This window comes from Martinezella tropici (assembly GCF_003287875.1).
GTDB lineage: Bacteria > Pseudomonadota > Alphaproteobacteria > Rhizobiales > Rhizobiaceae > Rhizobium > Rhizobium tropici_C.
In genome coordinates this window covers 47,222-66,295 of the sequence record NZ_QMKK01000016.1, presented here as the reverse complement: position 1 = coordinate 66,295, position 19,074 = coordinate 47,222, and the positions used below count along the sequence as shown (strand labels likewise).

The 19,074-nt window shown below is 61.8% G+C and carries 18 protein-coding genes; 15 read left to right on the top strand and 3 right to left on the bottom strand.

Features of this window, described 5'->3' with window-relative positions; all coding sequences use genetic code 11:
* Positions 1 to 99: 99 nt before the first annotated feature.
* Complete coding sequence (locus DQ393_RS01660) at positions 100 to 423, top strand: YbaB/EbfC family nucleoid-associated protein (RefSeq protein WP_037155519.1); 324 nt, start codon at positions 100 to 102, stop codon at positions 421 to 423.
* A gap of 130 nt (positions 424 to 553) precedes the next feature.
* Here DQ393_RS01660 and DQ393_RS01655 read toward each other — a convergent pair whose 3' ends face one another.
* The gene (locus DQ393_RS01655; RefSeq protein WP_112340084.1) at positions 554 to 1,030 is read right to left on the bottom strand and encodes an Lrp/AsnC family transcriptional regulator; all 477 of its coding nucleotides are present in this window, start codon (positions 1,028 to 1,030) and stop codon (positions 554 to 556) included.
* 113 nt (positions 1,031 to 1,143) lie between these two features.
* Here DQ393_RS01655 and DQ393_RS01650 point away from each other — a divergent pair, with 113 nt between their 5' ends.
* Together DQ393_RS01650 and DQ393_RS01645 are read left to right on the top strand one after the other, a co-directional pair.
* On the top strand, positions 1,144 to 1,680 hold the full coding sequence (locus DQ393_RS01650; RefSeq protein ID WP_112340083.1) for an RBBP9/YdeN family alpha/beta hydrolase: 537 nt from the start codon (positions 1,144 to 1,146) through the stop codon (positions 1,678 to 1,680).
* Between the two features lie 95 nt (positions 1,681 to 1,775).
* Complete coding sequence (locus DQ393_RS01645) at positions 1,776 to 2,387, top strand: LysE family translocator (protein WP_112340082.1); 612 nt, start codon at positions 1,776 to 1,778, stop codon at positions 2,385 to 2,387.
* Between the two features lie 2 nt (positions 2,388 to 2,389).
* On the opposite strand, the gene DQ393_RS01640 is transcribed toward DQ393_RS01645, so the two are convergent.
* Positions 2,390 to 3,013, bottom strand: coding sequence for an MOSC domain-containing protein (locus DQ393_RS01640; protein WP_112340081.1), 624 nt, complete (start codon positions 3,011 to 3,013; stop codon positions 2,390 to 2,392).
* Positions 3,014 to 3,070: 57 nt separating this feature from the next.
* Here DQ393_RS01640 and recR point away from each other — a divergent pair, with 57 nt between their 5' ends.
* The 12 genes from recR (at position 3,071) to DQ393_RS01580 (ending at position 17,746) form a co-directional block, all read left to right on the top strand.
* Positions 3,071 to 3,676: a recombination mediator RecR gene (gene recR, locus DQ393_RS01635; RefSeq protein WP_112340080.1), complete on the top strand. Its 606-nt coding sequence runs from the start codon at positions 3,071 to 3,073 to the stop codon at positions 3,674 to 3,676.
* A 207-nt stretch (positions 3,677 to 3,883) separates the two neighbouring features.
* Entirely contained in the window at positions 3,884 to 5,167 is a 1,284-nt protein-coding gene (locus DQ393_RS01630) for a lytic murein transglycosylase (RefSeq protein WP_112340079.1), read from the top strand.
* A 159-nt stretch (positions 5,168 to 5,326) separates the two neighbouring features.
* Positions 5,327 to 5,932 (top strand): ribosome maturation factor RimP, encoded by a 606-nt coding sequence (gene rimP / locus DQ393_RS01625; protein ID WP_112340078.1) that lies wholly within the window; start codon positions 5,327 to 5,329, stop codon positions 5,930 to 5,932.
* A gap of 62 nt (positions 5,933 to 5,994) precedes the next feature.
* Positions 5,995 to 7,605, top strand: a complete 1,611-nt coding sequence (nusA, locus tag DQ393_RS01620) for a transcription termination factor NusA (RefSeq protein ID WP_112340077.1) — start codon at positions 5,995 to 5,997, stop codon at positions 7,603 to 7,605.
* Positions 7,602 to 8,294, top strand: a complete 693-nt coding sequence (locus DQ393_RS01615; protein WP_112340076.1) for an RNA-binding protein — start codon at positions 7,602 to 7,604, stop codon at positions 8,292 to 8,294. Before nusA ends, DQ393_RS01615 begins: the two co-directional genes overlap by 4 nt.
* A 101-nt stretch (positions 8,295 to 8,395) precedes the next feature.
* Positions 8,396 to 11,128, top strand: a complete 2,733-nt coding sequence (gene infB / locus DQ393_RS01610; RefSeq protein WP_112340075.1) for a translation initiation factor IF-2 — start codon at positions 8,396 to 8,398, stop codon at positions 11,126 to 11,128.
* A gap of 201 nt (positions 11,129 to 11,329) precedes the next feature.
* Positions 11,330 to 11,737, top strand: a complete 408-nt coding sequence (gene rbfA, locus DQ393_RS01605; protein ID WP_112340074.1) for a 30S ribosome-binding factor RbfA — start codon at positions 11,330 to 11,332, stop codon at positions 11,735 to 11,737.
* Between the two features lie 12 nt (positions 11,738 to 11,749).
* Positions 11,750 to 12,682: a tRNA pseudouridine(55) synthase TruB gene (gene truB / locus DQ393_RS01600; RefSeq protein ID WP_112340073.1), complete on the top strand. Its 933-nt coding sequence runs from the start codon at positions 11,750 to 11,752 to the stop codon at positions 12,680 to 12,682.
* A gap of 92 nt (positions 12,683 to 12,774) precedes the next feature.
* Entirely contained in the window at positions 12,775 to 13,626 is an 852-nt protein-coding gene (locus DQ393_RS01595; RefSeq protein WP_112340072.1) for an alpha/beta fold hydrolase, read from the top strand.
* A gap of 153 nt (positions 13,627 to 13,779) precedes the next feature.
* The gene (gene rpsO / locus DQ393_RS01590) at positions 13,780 to 14,049 is read left to right on the top strand and encodes a 30S ribosomal protein S15 (protein WP_112340071.1); all 270 of its coding nucleotides are present in this window, start codon (positions 13,780 to 13,782) and stop codon (positions 14,047 to 14,049) included.
* Positions 14,050 to 14,373: 324 nt separating this feature from the next.
* On the top strand, positions 14,374 to 16,512 hold the full coding sequence (gene pnp / locus DQ393_RS01585) for a polyribonucleotide nucleotidyltransferase (RefSeq protein ID WP_112340119.1): 2,139 nt from the start codon (positions 14,374 to 14,376) through the stop codon (positions 16,510 to 16,512).
* A gap of 217 nt (positions 16,513 to 16,729) precedes the next feature.
* Positions 16,730 to 17,746, top strand: a complete 1,017-nt coding sequence (locus tag DQ393_RS01580; RefSeq protein ID WP_112340070.1) for a class I SAM-dependent methyltransferase — start codon at positions 16,730 to 16,732, stop codon at positions 17,744 to 17,746.
* Positions 17,747 to 17,784: 38 nt separating this feature from the next.
* Here DQ393_RS01580 and DQ393_RS01575 read toward each other — a convergent pair whose 3' ends face one another.
* The gene (locus DQ393_RS01575; protein ID WP_112340069.1) at positions 17,785 to 19,011 is read right to left on the bottom strand and encodes an acyltransferase family protein; all 1,227 of its coding nucleotides are present in this window, start codon (positions 19,009 to 19,011) and stop codon (positions 17,785 to 17,787) included.
* Between the last annotated feature and the right edge of the window lie 63 nt (positions 19,012 to 19,074).

Genomic DNA, 19,074 nt, shown 5'->3' with positions numbered 1-19,074 from the left:
ATAGCGGGCAGCGGAACCGCGTGGCTCGACGCTCCTGGCGGCCGACGGCCCATCTGAGCCGATGGGAAATAGAAGCATTTAGAAGAAGGACCAATAACGATGCGCGACATCATGGGCATGATGGGCAAAGTGAAGGAAATGCAGGCCAAGATGGAGAAGATGCAGTCGGAGATCGCCGACATTCGCGTCGAAGGCAAGGCCGGCGGCGGCCTCGTCACAGTCACCGTCAACGGCAAGGGCCTGATGGTCGGCCTCAAGATCGATCCGTCGCTGTTCAAGGAAGACGATGTCGAAATCCTCGAAGACCTGATCGTCGCCGCCAACAAGGATGCCCAGGAAAAGGCTGAGGCGATCGCCGCTGAAAAGACGCGCGAACTGACCGCCGGCCTGCCGATCCCGCCTGGTTTCAAGCTGCCGTTCTGAGACGGGCACGCTCCCCCGTCAGAGCGTGATGCCGAAAAGCGTGGGCGGTTTTCGGACGACATCACGCTCTATTCTTTGATGCTAGAGCGGATTCAGATTTTAGGTCGACTCGACCTAAAATCATACGGCTCTAACGAGCGGCCGCCTTGCGGATCAGATCGCGGCCAATCGCCTTTACAGGTTCGTTTCGCAGCACCAGCGATGTCGTCACCCCGCCATGGCGGGCAATGGAATCGACGATGGTTTCAAGGTCAGCCGGTGTCGGCACGAGAACCTTGAGCAAAAAGCAATCTTCGCCCGTCAGCCTCAGCACCTCGATAATCTCGGGCATTTCCGAAAACTGCTTGAGATAGGGCCGGATATGCTCATGCGTGGTCCGCAGCCGGATGACCGCCATCATGCCGAGCCCGACGGCAGCGGGATCGACGACCGCTCGGTAACCAGCGATGACGCCGCGCTCCTCCAGCCGCTTCAGCCGCTCCGATGCCGCCGGCTGCGACAGGCCGACACGGCGGCCGAGCTCCGATACCGAGATTCGCCCGTCCTGCTGCAGGATTTCGATGATCGATAGATCCGTCGGATCCAGTCCTCTTTCGATAGTATCCATGGCTCACCTTCAATTCATCGGTTGGGACAAGTTTTATCCGATGGATTGCAATGTCAATCGACATCCCGGCATGCCAGCTTTTTTCCGGGAAAGACCATGGAGAAAGGATAGAGATGAGCGATATCATCACGCTACCGGGGCTTGGCGGTTCGGGCGAAGGTCACTGGCAGACATTGTGGGAACGGGACGATCCGGCCATGCGACGCTTCCAGCCTTCCAGCTGGGACAGGCCGATACTCACGGATTGGATTGCCGCGCTCGAGCGCGAAATCTCGCGCTCCAAAACGCCGCCGATCCTGATCGCGCATAGCCTTGCCTGCCAGCTGATCGCCCATTGGGCGCCCATCAAGAAGGCGGCGATCCTCGGCGCGTTCATGGTGGCCGCGCCTGATCCCACGGGCGAAATCTATCTTGCCGAGGCCGGCAGCTTTGCCGATCCGCCACGGCAGCGGTTGCCTTTTCGATCCCTGCTCGTCGCCAGCACCGACGATCCTTTCAGCTCCTTCGACCATGCGCGCCGCAGCGCCGAAAGCTGGGGCAGCGCCTTCGTCGATGTCGGGCCACGCGGGCATATCAATGCGGCATCCGGACTGGGTGACTGGCCGGAAGGCAAGGCAATCTTCGGGCGTTTTCGCGCCGAGCTTGGCTGAACGCAAATCTGGCGTTTGGAAAAGCCGCGCCGGAATGCTATCTCTGGCGCTCTTCTTCCAGATATCGTCCAGCCTGCCCTGTTGGAGGGAATGCGATGAGCCTATCGACGCTGCTTGTTTTTGCTGGTGCCTTGTTCATTGCGGCGGGATCGCCGGGACCGAACATCGCGGCACTCGTGGCGCGCGTGCTGACGAAGGGCGCGCGCAACGTGCTGCCCTTCCTCTCCGGCATGTGGCTCGGCGAGGCGATCTGGTTGACCTGCGCCGTTGCCGGCCTTGCGACCATTGCCGAAACCTTCCACCTCGCCTTCGTGGCGATCAAGTGGCTTGGCGTCGCCTATCTGCTCTATCTTGCCTGGAAGATGTGGTTTGCCTCCTCCGATACGGCGGGAGAGGAACTGCCGGACGAACAATCAGCCATACGGCTTTTCCTCGCGGGCTTCACAGTCACCATGGGCAATCCCAAGATCATGGTGTTTTACGTGGCGTTGCTGCCCTCGATCATCGATCTGCATGCCGTCACGATCTCCGGCTGGGCCGAGCTGGTGGCGACGATGTTTGCGGTGCTTGTCGTCATCGACCTCTCCTGGGCGATGCTGGCGGCCAAAGCCAGAACCTTCCTCAGGAGCCGCCGCGCCGTGCGCATCGCCAATCGCGCCAGCGCCGGCACCATGGCAGGCGCGGCCGTTGCGATTGCCATGCGGTGAGTTCAGACCGCTGCGTCGCTTTCGATGAGTGCACGCAGCTTGTGATGGACGGGCGCCGCCAGATAGCGCACCCGATCCTCCGCTGACAATCGCCTGCCGAATGTCGCCAGCATTTCCGGCATCGTCACCCTCTCGCCAGCATAAGGCAGATAGGTGACCGGCATATCAGCCCTCACCGTGCCGCTCGCAAGAACGCGGCAATAGATGCCGGGCCGCCCGGCCTGGACGTATCGCTTGACGAATTGTCGATCGCCTATCTTCACCGCGAAGGTGGAGCAGGGAATGCGCGCCGAGGTGACTTCCAAAACAAGATCGTCGGCTATGAATTGGTCGCCGACGGCGACCTGGCAATTGTCCACGCCTTCAATGACGAGGTTTTCGCCGAAGGCGCCGGGCTCCAGCGATCGTCCAAGCTCGCTTGCCCACCAGCCCAGCGTCAGGGAACCCTCGACATAAACGGCCTGATCACGGCCGCCATGATGCCTGCGATTGCAGATGGCATCGCCGAGCAGCCCCAGCTCGTCGATCATGACGGCACCGCTGACCGCGTGCTTATTGATCCCGGTCTTCACCTTCTTGCCCGGCAGCGTTTCAGGGGCACCGCGGCACACGGCCAGAATTTTCATCACTCAACCGTTCCTTCCGAGATTCCGTTCTTGAAGCTTATGAGCTAAAAGCCTCCCATGGCAAAGCGAGTCACCGGCCCCGAAATCGAAAAACTCATCCAGCTCCTGGCGAAAGTACCGGGCCTCGGGCCGCGCTCGGCCCGGCGCGCGGCGCTGCATCTGATCAAGAAGAAGGACCAGCTGCTCGGCCCGCTATCCCATGCCATGGGCGATGCCTATGACAAGGTGAAGATCTGCTCGCGTTGCGGCAATGTCGATACCGTCGATCCCTGCACCGTCTGCACCGACGACCGCCGCGACCAGTCCGTCATCATCGTCGTCGAGGATGTCTCCGACCTCTGGGCGTTGGAACGATCAGGCGCGATGAACGCCGCCTATCACGTTCTCGGCGGCGTGCTGTCGCCGCTTGACGGCGTCGGACCTGACGATCTCAACATTCGCGGATTGATCGCCCGCGTCAGCGAGGGCGGCGTCCGCGAAGTCATCATCGCCGTCAACGCAACGGTCGAAGGGCAAACCACAGCACACTATATAACCGACCAGCTTGATGGCCTCGAGGTCAAGATCACCCGCCTTGCCCATGGCGTGCCCGTCGGCGGCGAGCTCGACTATCTCGACGAAGGTACGCTTGCGGCGGCGCTGAGGGCGCGGACGGCGATTTGATTTGAGAGCTGCAACAGAGGAAAGAGTATGAGGAGAGTTTTTACCCCCCTCTGTCAGCTTTCGCTGACATCTCCCCCACAAGGGGGGAGATTGGTCGCCCGCAGCGGAGATCGGCCTCAAACCAATATCCTGCCTGCAGATGCCGAGAGAAATTTTACGAATAAGGGTCGCAGCGAACTCCCAACAATCTCCCCTCTTGTGGGGGAGATGTCGCGGCAGCGACAGAGGGGGGTATCAGCGGCTCGACATGCGCAATGGCTGCTTTCCCTACTCTGCGTCCTCCTCCTCGCCCTTCTCCCCCTCCCCGCGCTCGCCGCCTCGAAAGCTGATGTCGAAGCGCAGTTTCAGGCCTGGATTCAAAAGGATCTGTGGCCTGAAGCGCGAAAGGCAGGAATATCCGAAAAAACTTTCCAGGCTGCCTTCACTGGCGTGACGCTGAACTGGAATCTGCCGGATCTTGAGCCGCCGGGCTTCCCGAAGCCGGAGCAACAGGCGCAAAGCCAGGCCGAATTCTCCTCCCCCGCCCCCTATTTCAATGAGGCACGGCTGCAGAAACTGGCCGTAACGGGGCGAAGCCTCGCCTCGCAATATGGGCCGGTGCTGAGGCGGATCGAAAAGACCTACGGCGTGCCGGGGCCGATCCTGCTTGCGATTTGGGGCCGCGAGACCGGCTTCGGCATTGCCAAGCTGCCGAATTCGGCGGTCCAGGTGCTGGCGACCAAAGCCTTCATGTCGACGCGCAAGGACATGTTCCGCAATGAGCTGATCGCTGGGCTGCGCATCCTCGAACATGGCGATGTCACGCCGGATCAGTTCAAGGGCTCCTGGGCCGGTGCACTCGGCCAGCCGCAGTTCATGCCGACCAACTACCTGAAATTCGCCGTCGATTTCGATGGCGACGGCCATCGCAACATCTGGACTTCGGTGCCGGACACACTGGCATCCATAGCTAACTATATGGTTCAGAAGGGCTGGCAGCGCGGCCGCGGCTGGGGCTATGAAGTCGCCATCCCGCAGAACGTCTCCTGCGCGCAGGAAGGGCCTGATCTCGCCAAGCCGATTTCGCAATGGGCTTCGCTGGGGATCAAGCCGGTTTCCGGCAAGACCCTCCCGGCAGACGAATTGCGGGCGAGCGGGATGATGCTGGTGCCGGCTGGCCGCGACGGGCCGGAATTCATCGTGACGCCGAATTTTTACGTCATCAAGGAATACAACAATTCCGACCTTTACGGCCTCTATATCGGCAATCTCGCCGACCGCATCGCCTATGGCAGCGGCGCCTTCCGGGAAAAATGGGGCGATGTCGGCAAGATGCTGCGCTCTGACGTCGCCAATATGCAGAAGACTTTGGAGCGCAAGGGATACGATGTTGGCGGCACCGACGGCTTGCCGGGCTACAAGACGCGGCGCTCGATCGGCCAATGGCAGGAAAAGAGCGGCATGAAGCCTACCTGCTATCCCGACAGCTCCATGCTCGGCGTGCTGAAATAGCGGCGAAAACCGCCTTCGACGCGAATGCCTTGCAATTTGCCGGAAAGAGGCTTATATCCGCATCAAATTCTTGATCGTGTGATGAAGAGTGGGCCGCAAGGACCCGCTCTTTTTTATTAGCGCGATCTCCCAATGCATGAACAATGCAGGAGTGAATGCTTGTCGGACGTGACAAACGCAGACAATACCAATGAACCCAGGCTGATCGTCGAAACCGGCCTTGATCAGCGCGTTGCCGCCATCATCGAGCCCGTCCTTGTGGGCATGGGCTTTCGCCTGGTGCGCGTGCGCCTCCTGAACCAGAACGGCCTAACGCTGCAGATCATGACCGAGCGCAACGACGGCACCATGACCGTCGAGGACTGCGAAGAGGTCTCCACGGCCATTTCGCCGGTTCTTGATGTGGAAGATCCGATCGATAAGACGTATCATCTCGAAGTGTCTTCGCCGGGTATCGATCGCCCGATGGTGCGGAAATCGGATTTTCAGCGCTGGATCGGCCATCTCGTCAAGTGCGAAACGTCGATCCTCGTCGATAACCGCAAGCGTTTCCGCGGCAAGATCGCCGCCGTCGATGCCGACGGCTTCACGATCGAACGCGACCAGGTTGCCTATGGCGAGGAGCCCAGGGTGACCATTCCGTTCAGCACGCTGGCCGAAGCCAAGCTGATCCTGACGGACGATCTCATCCGCGACGCGCTGCGCGCCGACAAGCTGGCCAAAGCCGAGGCTGCGAACCAGAACGAAGCGGACGACCAGGAATAACCGATCAACGAACCGCCTGACGGAACGGGAACCCAAGGGCAGGAAGACGGAGACTAAAGACAATGGCAGTCAGTGCGAACCGGCTAGAACTTCTGCAGATCGCAGATGCAGTGGCGCGCGAAAAGGTCATCGACCGCGAGATCGTGCTTGCCGCAATGGCGGACGCGATCCAGAAGGCCGCGCGTTCGCGTTACGGCACGGAATCGAACATCCGCGCCGACATCAACCCGAAGACGGGTGAAATCCGCCTGCAGCGCCTGCTCGAAGTGGTCGAGAAGGCCGAGGACTATTCCACGCAGATCCCGCTGGAACTCGCCCGCGACCGCAACCCGGACGCAGCCCTTGGCGATTTCATCGCCGATCCGCTTCCGCCGATGGATTTCGGCCGCATCGCAGCCCAGTCGGCCAAGCAGGTCATCGTGCAGAAGGTGCGCGAAGCCGAGCGTGACCGCCAGTTCGACGAATTCAAGGATCGCGTCGGCGAAATCGTCAACGGCACGGTCAAGCGTGTCGAATACGGCAACGTCATCGTCGACCTCGGCCGTGGCGAAGGCATCATCCGCCGCGACGAAATGATCCCGCGCGAAAACTTCCGCTACGGCGATCGCGTCCGCGCCTATGTCTACGACGTCCGTCGCGAGCAGCGCGGCCCGCAGATCTTCCTGTCGCGCACGCATCCGCAGTTCATGGTCAAGCTCTTCACCATGGAAGTGCCCGAAATCTACGACGGCATCATCCAGGTGAAGTCGGTTGCCCGCGATCCGGGCTCGCGCGCCAAGATCGCAGTCATCTCGAACGACTCGTCGATCGATCCGGTCGGCGCCTGCGTCGGTATGCGCGGTTCGCGCGTTCAGGCCGTCGTCGGCGAGCTGCAGGGCGAAAAGATCGACATCATTCCCTGGTCCAGCGAGCCGGCGAACTTCGTCGTCAACGCGCTGCAGCCGGCCGAAGTCGCCAAGGTCGTTCTCGACGAAGATGCTGAGCGCATCGAAGTCGTGGTTCCGGACGAGCAGCTTTCGCTCGCCATCGGCCGCCGCGGCCAGAACGTCCGCCTTGCTTCGCAGCTGACCGGCTGGGATATCGACATCATGACGGAAGCCGAGGAATCGGAACGCCGTCAGAAGGAATTCAACGAACGCACCAATCTGTTCATGGACGCGCTCGACGTCGATGAGATGGTCGGCCAGGTTCTGGCCTCGGAAGGTTTTGCCGCCGTCGAGGAATTGGCTTACGTCGATCTCGACGAAATCTCCTCGATCGACGGCTTCGACGAAGACACCGCCCAGGAAATCCAGACCCGTGCGCGCGAATATCTCGAAAAGCTCGAGGCGGAGATGGACGAGAAGCGCAAGGCGCTCGGCGTCTCCGACGAGCTGCGTCAGATCAATGGCATGACCGCACAGATGATGGTCGCCCTCGGCGAGGACGGCATCAAGACGATCGAGGACTTCGCCGGCTGCGCCGCTGACGACCTCGTCGGCTGGAGCGAACGCAAGAACGGCGAAACGAAGAAGTTCGAGGGCCTATTCTCCAAGCTCGAGGTCTCGCGCGTCGAAGCCGAACAGATGGTCGTGCAGGCTCGCCTGCTGGCCGGCTGGATCACCGAAGCCGATCTCGCCGCCGAAGCCGAAGAGGCGTCGGAAGATGAGGGCGAGGCCGAGCAGGAAGCATGATGAGCGCAGAGGGGCCGAAGGCCGCAGCCGAAGACGACGATCTTTCGGGTGACGGCGCAAATGGCCGTATGTGCATCGTAACACGCGAAAGCGGATCGCCGGATGAGCTGATCCGCTTCGTCGCCGCTCCGGACGGAACAGTCGTTCCGGATCTGAAGCGGCAGCTGCCGGGACGCGGATGCTGGGTCAAGATCGACCGTGCACTCGTGGACAAGGCAGTGGCAAAGAAGTTGTTCTCCCGCGCCCTGAAGGCGGAGGTGACCGCGCCGAGCGATCTTGGCGCCACCGTCGACCGCCTTCTTGCGGCGCAACTGGCCGGGATGATGAACATGGCACGCAAGGCGGGCCAGTTCGTATCCGGCTCGTCGAAGGTGGATGGCGCCGTTCGCAACGGCTCGGCACTTGCCGTGTTCCATGCGATGAACGCCGCCGCCGATGGCGTGCGCAAGATCGATCAGGCAAGGAAGGCCTGGCATCTCGGCATGGAGACCGAAGCGGAAATACCGTCCTTCCGTGTCTTTACGGAGGCCGAAATGGACGAACTGATGGGCCAGAATGCTTTTATCCATGCCGCAGCGCTTGCAGGGCAGGCGGGTGAGGGTGTAGTGAAGCGCGCAAACCTGCTCGAACGGTACCGCAACGGCGGTCAGTCCCGGGCAACGGGCGGCGCTGGCCGGCGAAAACAATGACGCGGTCACCGGCCTTTGCCGGACGCCTCATTAAGGTACATGCATTGAACGACAGGGTCTGACGGACGTTTCCGTGCCCTGTCCGAAGGAACAGGAACGGAATGACCGACAATCAAGACGACAAGACGCTGAGTGTTTCGGGTAAGAAGACCCTCACCTTGAAGCCTTCAGGCGTAAACCAGGGCACCGTGCGCCAGGACATGGGCCGCGGTCGCACCAAGGCGGTCGTGGTTGAGACCCGTAAGCGCCGCCCGCTACGTCCTGAAGACGAAAAGCCAATCACGCCGGTAGCAACAGCCGCGCCCTCGGTGACGCGCGTTGCCGAACCGACGCCGCAGCCGCCGCGCCCGCCGCAGCCGGCTCCGCGCATTCATCAGCCGGGCGGCCAGCAGCAGCGGCCCGCACAATCCAACCAGGGCTATCAGCAGCGCCCGCAGCAGGAACGCTCGTCGCGTCCGGTGGTTCTGAACCACCTGTCCGCCGATGAGATGGACGCCCGCCGCCGCGCGCTCGCCGACGCGCAGGCTCGCGATGCCGCGGATGCCATCCGTCGCGCCGAGGAAGAGGCGCGTCGCCGCCAAGAAGAGGAAGCACGCCGCATCGCCGAGCAGGCCGAAGCCGCACGCCGCGCCGCCGAAGAGGCTGCCCGCGCTGCCGAAGTCAAGGCAGCGGCACCGGCGGCGGCTGAACCTCAGGCGGAAGCGCCGAAGCCCGTGGCACAGCCGGCTGCAGCGCCCGTTGTTGCGCGTCGCCCGGACACGGCTCCCCAGCCGGCCCGCCCCGGTGCCCCCTCGATGGAAGCGCCGGCCAACCGTCGGCGGCTCAACCAGGAAGAAGAAGATCGCGGTCCATCGCGTGGTGGCGTGCCTGCCCGCGGCAAGATCGTGCGTCCGGAACCGGCAAAACCGGTTACCACACGTCCAAAGACCGAGGACGAGCGCCGCCGCGGCAAGCTGACGGTCACGACCGCCGATGTCGACGAAGACGGCAACGCCCGTGGTCGCTCGCTTTCGGCCATGCGCCGTCGCCAGGAAAAATTCCGCCGCAGCCAGATGCAGGAAACGCGCGAAAAGATCTCGCGTGAAGTCGTGCTGCCGGAGACCATCACCATTCAGGAACTGTCGCAGCGCATGTCCGAACGCGCCGTCGATGTCATCAAGTTCCTGATGAAGGAAGGCCAGATGATGAAGCCGGGCGACGTCATCGACGCCGATCTGGCCGAGCTCATCGCCGGCGAATTCGGCCACACGGTCAAGCGCGTTTCGGAATCCGACGTCGAACAGGGCATCTTCAACGTTGCCGACGAGGAAGGCGAACTGGTTTCCCGTCCGCCGGTCGTTACCATCATGGGTCACGTCGACCACGGTAAGACCTCGCTGCTCGATGCCATCCGTCATGCGAACGTGGTCGCCGGCGAAGCCGGTGGCATCACCCAGCATATCGGCGCCTATCAGGTCGAGCAGAACGGTCAGAAGATCACCTTCATCGACACCCCCGGTCACGCCGCCTTCACGGCAATGCGTGCCCGCGGCGCCCAGGCGACCGACATCGCGATCCTGGTGGTCGCGGCCGACGACAGCGTGATGCCGCAGACGATCGAATCGATCAACCACGCCAAGGCGGCGGGTGTTCCGATCATCGTCGCGATCAACAAGATCGACAAGCACGAGGCCAATCCGCAGAAGGTCCGCACGGAACTGCTGCAGCACGAAGTCTTCGTCGAATCGATGGGCGGTGAAGTTCTCGACGTGGAAGTCTCCGCGAAGAACCGCACCAACCTCGACAAGCTGCTGGAAGCCATTCTGCTGCAGGCGGAAATCCTTGACCTCAAGGCCAATCCGAACCGTACGGCCGAAGGCACCGTCATCGAAGCCCAGCTCGACCGCGGCCGCGGCTCGGTCGCTACCGTGCTCGTACAGAAGGGTACGCTGCGTCCTGGCCAGATCGTCGTTGCCGGCGATCAGTGGGGCCGCGTGCGTGCACTCGTCAACGACAAGGGTGAGCATGTGAAGGAAGCAGGCCCGGCCATGCCGGTCGAACTGCTCGGCCTTTCCGGCGCACCGCAGGCCGGCGACAAGTTCGCCGTCGTCGAAAGCGAGAGCCGTGCCCGCGAGATCTCGGAATATCGCCAGCGCCTCACCCGCGACAAGGCGGCTGCCCGCCTGTCGGGTCAGCGCGGCTCGCTCGAACAGATGATGACCCAGCTGCAGGCTGTCGGCGTGAAGGAATTCCCGCTTGTTATCAAGGGCGACGTGCAGGGCTCGATCGAAGCCATTGCCGGCGCTCTCGAAAAGCTCGGCACCGACGAAGTTCGTGCCCGCATCGTCCATTCGGGCGCAGGCGGCATCACCGAGTCGGACGTCTCGCTGGCGGAAGCTTCCAATGCGGCGATCATCGGCTTCAACGTCCGCGCCAACGCGCAGGCACGTCAGTTCGCCGAGCGTCAGGGCATCGAGATCCGCTACTACAACATCATCTACGACCTGGTGGATGATGTGAAGGCGGCAATGTCGGGCCTGCTCTCTCCGGAGCGTCGCGAAACCTTCCTCGGCAATGCCGAGATCCTCGAGGTGTTCAACATCACGAAGGTCGGCAAGGTCGCAGGCTGCCGCGTCACCGAAGGCAAGGTCGAGCGCGGCGTCGGCGTCCGCCTGGTGCGCGACAACGTCGTCATCCACGAAGGCAAGCTCAAGACGCTCAAGCGCTTCAAGGATGAAGTGTCTGAGGTCAATGTCGGCCAGGAATGCGGCATGGCCTTCGAGAACTACGAAGACATCCGCGCCGGCGATACCATCGAGTGCTTCCGTGTCGAGCACATCACCCGCACGCTGTAAGCGATCTTTCGATTTGCAGGATATCAAAACCGCCGGCCGAAACCGGCGGTTTTTTCTTGCGCATGACGAGCAGGATGCCGCTTTCGTGAGGATTCTGAGCCTCCGGCGAGCCGCTAAGCCTGTCCAGCCTTGACCTTTGCGCCGGATCGAGTCATTTGACCCGCTTTATCGCGTCCAAGAGACGCTGCTAACGGAACAACCATGACCAGACCAACTTCTTCCGCGCCTTCGCAGCGCATGCTTCGCGTCGGCGAGCAGGTGCGCTCAGCGATCACGCAGGTCCTGCAGCGCGGCGAAGTGCGCGACGACCTGATCGAGCGCACCGTGATCTCCATTTCCGAAGTGCGTATGTCGCCCGATCTGAAGATCGCGACGGCCTTCGTGACCCCCCTTGGCGTTGCCGATCATGGCGCCATCATCGAGGCGCTGAACCGCCATGCGAAATATATCCGCGGCCGCCTCGGCCCGCAGCTTCGCCAGATGAAGTACATGCCGGAAGTCCGCTTCCGCGACGATACGAGCTTCGACAATTACAAGAAAATCGACGCGCTTCTGCGCTCGCCCGAGGTCAGCCGCGATCTCGACGACGACAACGACCAAGATCAATAACAGAGACAGAGAATGTCCAAACCACGCAAGCCCAAGGGCCGCCCGATTTCGGGCTGGCTCATCCTCGACAAGCCGGTGGATTTCGGCTCGACCGAAGCCGTTTCCAAGATCAAGTGGCTGTTCAAGGCCCAGAAGGCCGGTCATGCCGGGACGCTCGATCCGCTCGCGTCCGGCATGCTGCCAATCGCGCTCGGCGACGCCACCAAGACGGTCCCCTATGTCATGGACGGCCGCAAGATCTATGAATTCACCGTGACCTGGGGTGAGGAACGCGCTTCCGACGACCTCGAGGGCGCAGTCACCGCCACCTCCGACAAGCGTCCGAGCGAAGAGGATATTCGCGCGCTGCTGCCGAACTATACGGGTGTCATCAACCAGATCCCGCCGCAGTTCTCCGCCATCAAAATATCAGGCGAGCGTGCCTATGACCTTGCCCGCGAAGGCGAGACGGTCGAGATCCCCTCGCGTGAAGTCGAGATTTTCCGCCTGACGCTGCTTGCCTGCCCGGATGCCAATACGGCGCATTTCGAAGTCGAGTGCGGTAAAGGCACCTATGTACGCGCACTTGCCCGCGATTTCGGCCGCGATCTCGGCTGCTACGGCCATATTTCCGGCCTGCGCCGCAGCTTCGTCGCACCCTTCGCCGAAGAGGCGATGGTGCCGCTTGCCGATCTCGTGGCGCTCGAAGAGATCGAGGACGCGGATGAGCGGCTCGCAGCCCTCGATGCGCTGCTGATCGACACGGCGGAAGCTCTTTCTTCGCTGCCGCACCTCGTCATCAGCGACGACCAGGCGCACCGTCTGAAGATGGGCAACCCTATCCTCGTGCGCGGCCGCGATGCTCCGGTCGCCGAAACCGAGGCCTATGCCACGGCACGCGGCAAGCTGATCGCCATCGGCGAAATCGGCCAGGGCGAATTTCGTCCGAAGCGCGTATTCGGCTAGCCAAACTCAGCCAGAAATAGCGCTATTGCAGCGCAATGGCTATGCGATATGCTCCCCGACGGGCCATCATGGCCCGTCCAAAGGGGGCAAACATGCGCAGAATTGCATTCGGAATAGTTGCATTCCTTTCTCTGTTTCTGGCAGTTGCGAACGCCCAATCCGCCGAGCGATGGGCCGGGCTACCGCCATTTCCTCCAATGCCGCAACCGAAGACGAGCGGCATGGCCGATGTTAACGACATCAAGATGTATTATGCTGAATATGGCGCAGGCGACCCGATCCTCTTCATTCATGGCGGCCTCGGAAATGCCGATGTCTGGGGCGCTCAGGTTGCCGATTTCGCGAGAGATCATCTCGTCATCGTCGCCGACAGCCGCGGGCATGGCCGCTCGACGCGCAGCGAACAGCCCTTCGGCTACGACCTGATGACTTCGGATTATGCTGCGCTGCTCGACCACCTGAAGATCGGTAAGGTGACGCTGGTCGGATGGTCCGATGGCGGCATCATCGGCATCGATGTGGCGATGAAATATCCCGAAAAGCTGACCCGCGTGATCGCGCAAGCCGCCAATGTCACGACCGACGGCGTGAAGCCCGATGTCATGAGCAACAAGACCTTCAACGACTACATCAACGTCGCCGGCGACTATTACAGGAAGCTGTCGCCGACCCCGAACGAATATGACGCCTTCGTCAACCAGATCTCGCAAATGTGGGCGACGCAGCCGGCATGGACCGCAGCCGACCTCGGAAAGATCACGGTGCCGGTGACGCTTGCCATCGGCGACCATGACGAAGCGGTGAAGCTGGACCACACTGAGATGATGGCGAAAGAGATTCCGGGCGCGAAGCTCGTCATCCTGAAGGACGCCAGCCATTTTGCCATGCTGCAGGATCCAGAAGGCTACGACGCCATGATCCGGAACGCCATGGCGGGGCGCTGAAGCCGCCCGGGGGGACAACCCTCTTTCAATTGCCGCTCATTTGGTTTATAGGCAGCGCCAGCATCAGGCGTGCCTGATTGCATTCGCGGCCAATGCTGGACGACATCCCGGCGTTTGGCGACTTCAATCTCCTCTCATAGAAAGGACCATCCGATGTCGATCACTGCTGAGCGCAAGGCTGCGCTGATCAAGGAATATGCGACCGCCGAAGGCGACACCGGTTCTCCGGAAGTCCAGGTTGCGATCCTGACCGAGCGCATCAACAACCTCACGGAACACTTCAAGGACCACAAGAAGGACAACCACTCCCGTCGTGGTCTCCTGACGATGGTTTCTAGCCGGCGCTCGCTTCTTGACTACCTCAAGAAGAAGGACGAAGGCCGTTATACCAAGCTGATCACCAACCTCGGTATCCGCCGCTAACGGAATTTCCGGCGGGCGTTCACCTGAACGCCCGCCGGTTGCTTATGAGGGGTATGAACCCCTAAGACTGTTTCGCTTGCGCCTTGCAACGGCGCGCCGCGAAGCTGCCGGCAGGCCGGATGGGCCGGTGCTGCCAACAACAACCGTTGACCTGTCATGGGGCAGGATTGCCGGATGCTTTCAGCCGAAGCTTCGCGCTTCGGCCGATCTTCGAAAGCCTCTCGTTGTCTTGCCCGTGATGCGTCACATTTCGTGCGGTTGAAGATGCGCCCTGCCGAAATCGTCGGCCACGGCGCCTTTTCCCGCATCATGCAAGGACAAGATATGTTCGATATCCATACCGTCGAAATCGAGTGGGCAGGCCGCCCGCTGAAGCTCGAAACCGGCAAGATCGCCCGCCAAGCCGATGGCGCCGTCGTCGCCACCTACGGCGAGACCGTGGTGCTTGCGACCGTCGTTTCCGCCAAGGCGCCGAAGCCGGGTCAGGACTTCTTCCCGCTCACCGTCAACTACCAGGAAAAGACCTACGCAGCCGGCAAGATCCCCGGCGGCTACTTCAAGCGCGAGGGCCGTCCGAGCGAAAACGAAACGCTCGTTTCGCGCCTGATCGATCGCCCGATCCGCCCGCTTTTCCCGGAAGGCTACAAGAACGACACGCAGGTCGTCGTCACCGTTATCCAGCATGACTTGGAAAACAATCCCGATATCCTGTCGATGGTCGCAACTTCGGCTGCCCTGACGCTCTCCGGCGTCCCCTTCATGGGCCCGATCGGCGGCGCTCGCGTCGGCTACATCAACGGCGAATACGTGCTCAACCCGCATCTCGACGAGATGGACGAATCGAGCCTCGACCTCGTCGTCGCCGGCACGCAGGAAGCCGTGTTGATGGTCGAATCCGAAGCCAAGGAACTGCCTGAAGACGTCATGCTCGGAGCCGTCATGTTCGGTCACCGCGGCTTCCAGCCTGTCATCGACGCAATCATCAAGCTCGCCGAAGTCGCCGCCAAGGAGCCCCGTGACTTCCAGCCGGAAGACTACTCCGAGCTCGAGAAGGAAATGCTCGGCCTTGCCGAAGCCGAACTGCGCGACGCCTACAAGATCACGCAGAAGGCTGATCGCTATGCCGCCGTCGACGCCGTCAAGGCGAAGGTCAAGGCACACTTCCTGCCCGAAGAAGGCGAAGCCAAGTACACGGCCGAGGAAGTCGGCGCCATCTTCAAGCACCTGCAGGCGAAGATCGTTCGCTGGAACATCCTCGATACCTCCAGCCGCATCGACGGCCGTGACCTGCAGACGGTCCGCCCGATTCTCGCCGAAGTCGGCCTGCTGCCGCGCACGCACGGCTCCGCCCTCTTCACCCGCGGCGAGACGCAGGCGATCGTGGTTGCCACGCTCGGCACCGGCGAAGACGAGCAGTATGTCGACAGCCTGACCGGCATGTACAAAGAAAACTTCATGCTGCACTACAACTTCCCGCCCTACTCGGTCGGTGAAACCGGCCGCATGGGTTCTCCGGGCCGCCGTGAAATTGGCCATGGCAAGCTCGCCTGGCGCGCTGTCCACCCGATGCTGCCGACGGCGGAACAGTTCCCCTATACGCTGCGCGTCGTCTCTGAGATCACCGAGTCCAACGGCTCGTCCTCAATGGCGACCGTTTGCGGTACCTCGCTGGCGCTGATGGATGCCGGCGTGCCGCTGGCAAAGCCGGTTGCCGGTATCGCCATGGGCCTGATCAAGGAAGAAGAGCGTTTCGCCGTTCTCTCCGACATCCTGGGTGACGAAGACCACCTCGGCGACATGGACTTCAAGGTCGCCGGCACCGAATCCGGTATCACCGCACTGCAGATGGACATCAAGATCGAAGGCATCACCGAAGAGATCATGAATGTCGCCCTGAACCAGGCGAAGGGCGGTCGTCTACACATCCTCGGCGAAATGGCCAAGGCCATTTCCGAGAGCCGCGGCCAGCTCGGCGAATTCGCACCGCGCATCGAAGTGATGAACATCCCGGTCGACAAGATCCGCGAAGTCATCGGCTCCGGCGGCAAGGTCATCCGCGAAATCGTCGAAAAGACCGGTGCGAAGATCAACATCGAGGACGACGGCACCGTCAAGATCGCCTCCTCCTCCGGCAAAGAAATCGAAGCGGCCCGCAAGTGGATCCACTCGATCGTCGCTGAACCGGAAGTCGGCCAGATCTACGAAGGCACGGTCGTAAAGACCGCCGACTTCGGCGCTTTCGTCAACTTCTTCGGCGCCCGTGACGGTCTCGTCCACATCTCGCAGCTCGCTTCCGAGCGCGTTGCCAAGACGCAGGACGTCGTCAAGGAAGGCGACAAGGTCTGGGTCAAGCTGCTCGGCTTCGACGAGCGTGGCAAGGTTCGCCTGTCCATGAAGGTCGTCGACCAGGCGACCGGCCAGGAAATCGCTGCCGACAAGAAGAAGGACGACGCGGCCGAATAAGCTGCGCCTTCATCCAAGTTCCGGGGCGCGGGATCTTTTCCGCGCCCTTTTTATATTGAAGAGGCTGGCGATCTCGGTTTTTCCGAAGTTCTGTGCCCGGCCCCTTGCCCTAGCCCTCTCCCCGTCCCAACGGGGAGAGGGCTAGGGTGAGGGACAAGCACACAGACAGAAACCCGCCCGCAGGCCCGACCAACGAAACAATAACGAGACCACGCCCATGAGCCGCGATGCCCTGAAGACCCTGTTCCATCCCTTTGCCTCCGGCACCATCGACGCGCCCGGCGAGGGGCAGCGGATCCTGTTTCTCGGCGCCGAAGCGGGCTTTGCGCTGCCGGAGGGATTTGCTGCCGAGCTTTCGGCCGTTCAGGGCTTCCGTCCCTTCTATCGCCAGCTGCAGGCGCAGCGCATCAACGTGACGCCGGAGATCGAAGGCGAAGGTTATGACGGAGCGCTCGTGCTTTGCGGCAAGCACAAGGGCGAGAACGAGGACCATATCGCTGAAGCGCTGGCGCGCGTAAAGGAAGGCGGTCTCATCCTCGTTGCCGGCGGCAAGGAAGATGGTATCCAGCCGCTACGCAAGCGCATCGAAGCCTTCGGTCTTGCGATCGAGCATATGCCGAAATATCACGGCGTTGCCTTCTGGTTTGCGCGTCCTGCCGACATCAAGATACTGACAGCGCAGCTCGCAAAGCCGGCGACTCTCGTCGACGACAGCTTCACCACGGCGCCCGGCATGTTCTCCCATGACCGTGTCGATGCCGGTTCCGAGCTGCTCGCCTCGCGCCTGCCGACCGACTTTGCCGGCGATGCCGCCGATTTCGGCGCCGGCTGGGGCTATCTTTCCGTAGAGCTCGCAACGAAATCGCCGCGGATCGAACGCATCGACCTCTACGAGGCCCATTACGGCGCTCTGGAGGCCGCACGCGCCAATCTGCTGTCGCACTGCCCGAAGGTCGCCCAGCGCTTCTTCTGGCACGATCTGGCGAGCGAGCCGGTCAAGGACAAATACGACCTGATCATCATGAACCCGCCCTTCCATGAGGGCCATGCCGCCGAGCCTTCGCTTGGCCAGGCGATGATCAAGACGGCCGCCTCGGCGCTGCGTGGCGGCGGCCGGCTCATGCTGGTCGCCAATCGCGGCCTGCCCTACGAGCCGGTGCTGGCCGAGAATTTCAGGGAATTCGGCGAGACCTGCCGCAATGCCCGCTACAAGGTGCTCTGGGCAAAAAAATAAGAGAGGAAGGCGACCAAGGGCCGCCTTTCTTTCATGGATCAGGCTTCGTCGGCACGACGTGCACGAGGCATCAGATGATCCCGCAGGATCAGGAAGTTCCTTTCGACGAGAAACCAGAGCGTCGCCGACACGATGAAGCAGGTGGCGAGATAGATGACGAGGCCTGACAGCCCCAGAAGATTGTCCTTGCCGAACACCATCTGGTCGAGATGGTAGACGCCCTTGTGGGTGAGGTAGAGGCTGTAGGAGAGCGCCGCGACGCCTGATATGGCTGGAAGATGCCAGCGACCGATCCTCGGCTGCAGGTCCAGCAATGCGCCGAGAATGATTGCCACCCCCGCCGAAAACATCGGGAAACCGACGGCCGCGCCCGGAAGAGGCTGAAACACGAGCGGCACATTGGCTTCGGCGAGCGGCCCGCGAACGGAGAAGATCACGAGCGCCGCCGTCACGAGCATACCGCCGATGCCGAGCGCGATGTGAGGCGGCATGTACCGTTCCCATAGCAGCGGCTTGAACAGCCGGATCGCCGCCAGAACGACGCCGAAGGTCAAGCCGTCAAGCCGGTTATATGTCGGATAATAGACCTCCCTGAGATAGACGGCGAAGGCTTCCCTGTAGGCCTGCATTTCGACAATCGGACCGACATGGCTCTGCCAGAGCGCAAACCGCAGGCCTATGCCGGCGATCACGATCGCCATCACCAGAAGCGTCACAAAGCCCACCGTCGCTCGCCGCTTGAGCAGGACCACAAGAACCGGAAGAACGAGATAGAAATGCTCCTCGACACTCAGCGACCAGGCCTCGGTGAATGCGCTGCCCAGGCGAGGATCAAGGCCGAAATTGACCGTGAAGGTCAGGAACCGCCAGGCGGATTGCATCGCCGGCGCATCGCGCAGGGAGGGGAAGAACGTATAGACGGCAAGCACGAGCAGAAAGGCCGGCAATATGCGGAACGCCCGGCGCAGATAGAAAGCCTTGAAGTCGACGGCGCGGCGCCGCGCGGCTTCCGTCATCAACTGAGTTCCAATGAGATAGCCACTGAGCACGAAGAAGATGTCGACGCCGATCCAGCCATAGGGCCTAATGCCGGCGAGCGGCAGCGGCGTCGCCTCCACCGGCAGATGCACCAGCATGACGAGGAGGATGGCAAGCGCCCGCAACAGATCCGGCCCCAATGTCCTTGGAGTGGCGGCGGATTCGAGCGGTACCGCCTCGCCCAGCGGATCTAGCAGCTTGGAGCTGGCAACAGTTATGGTGTTCACGGCTGGGGTTCCCGTAAATGGCTGGTGAATACCGATGGACATGCAGGAGATACTGTTGATTGC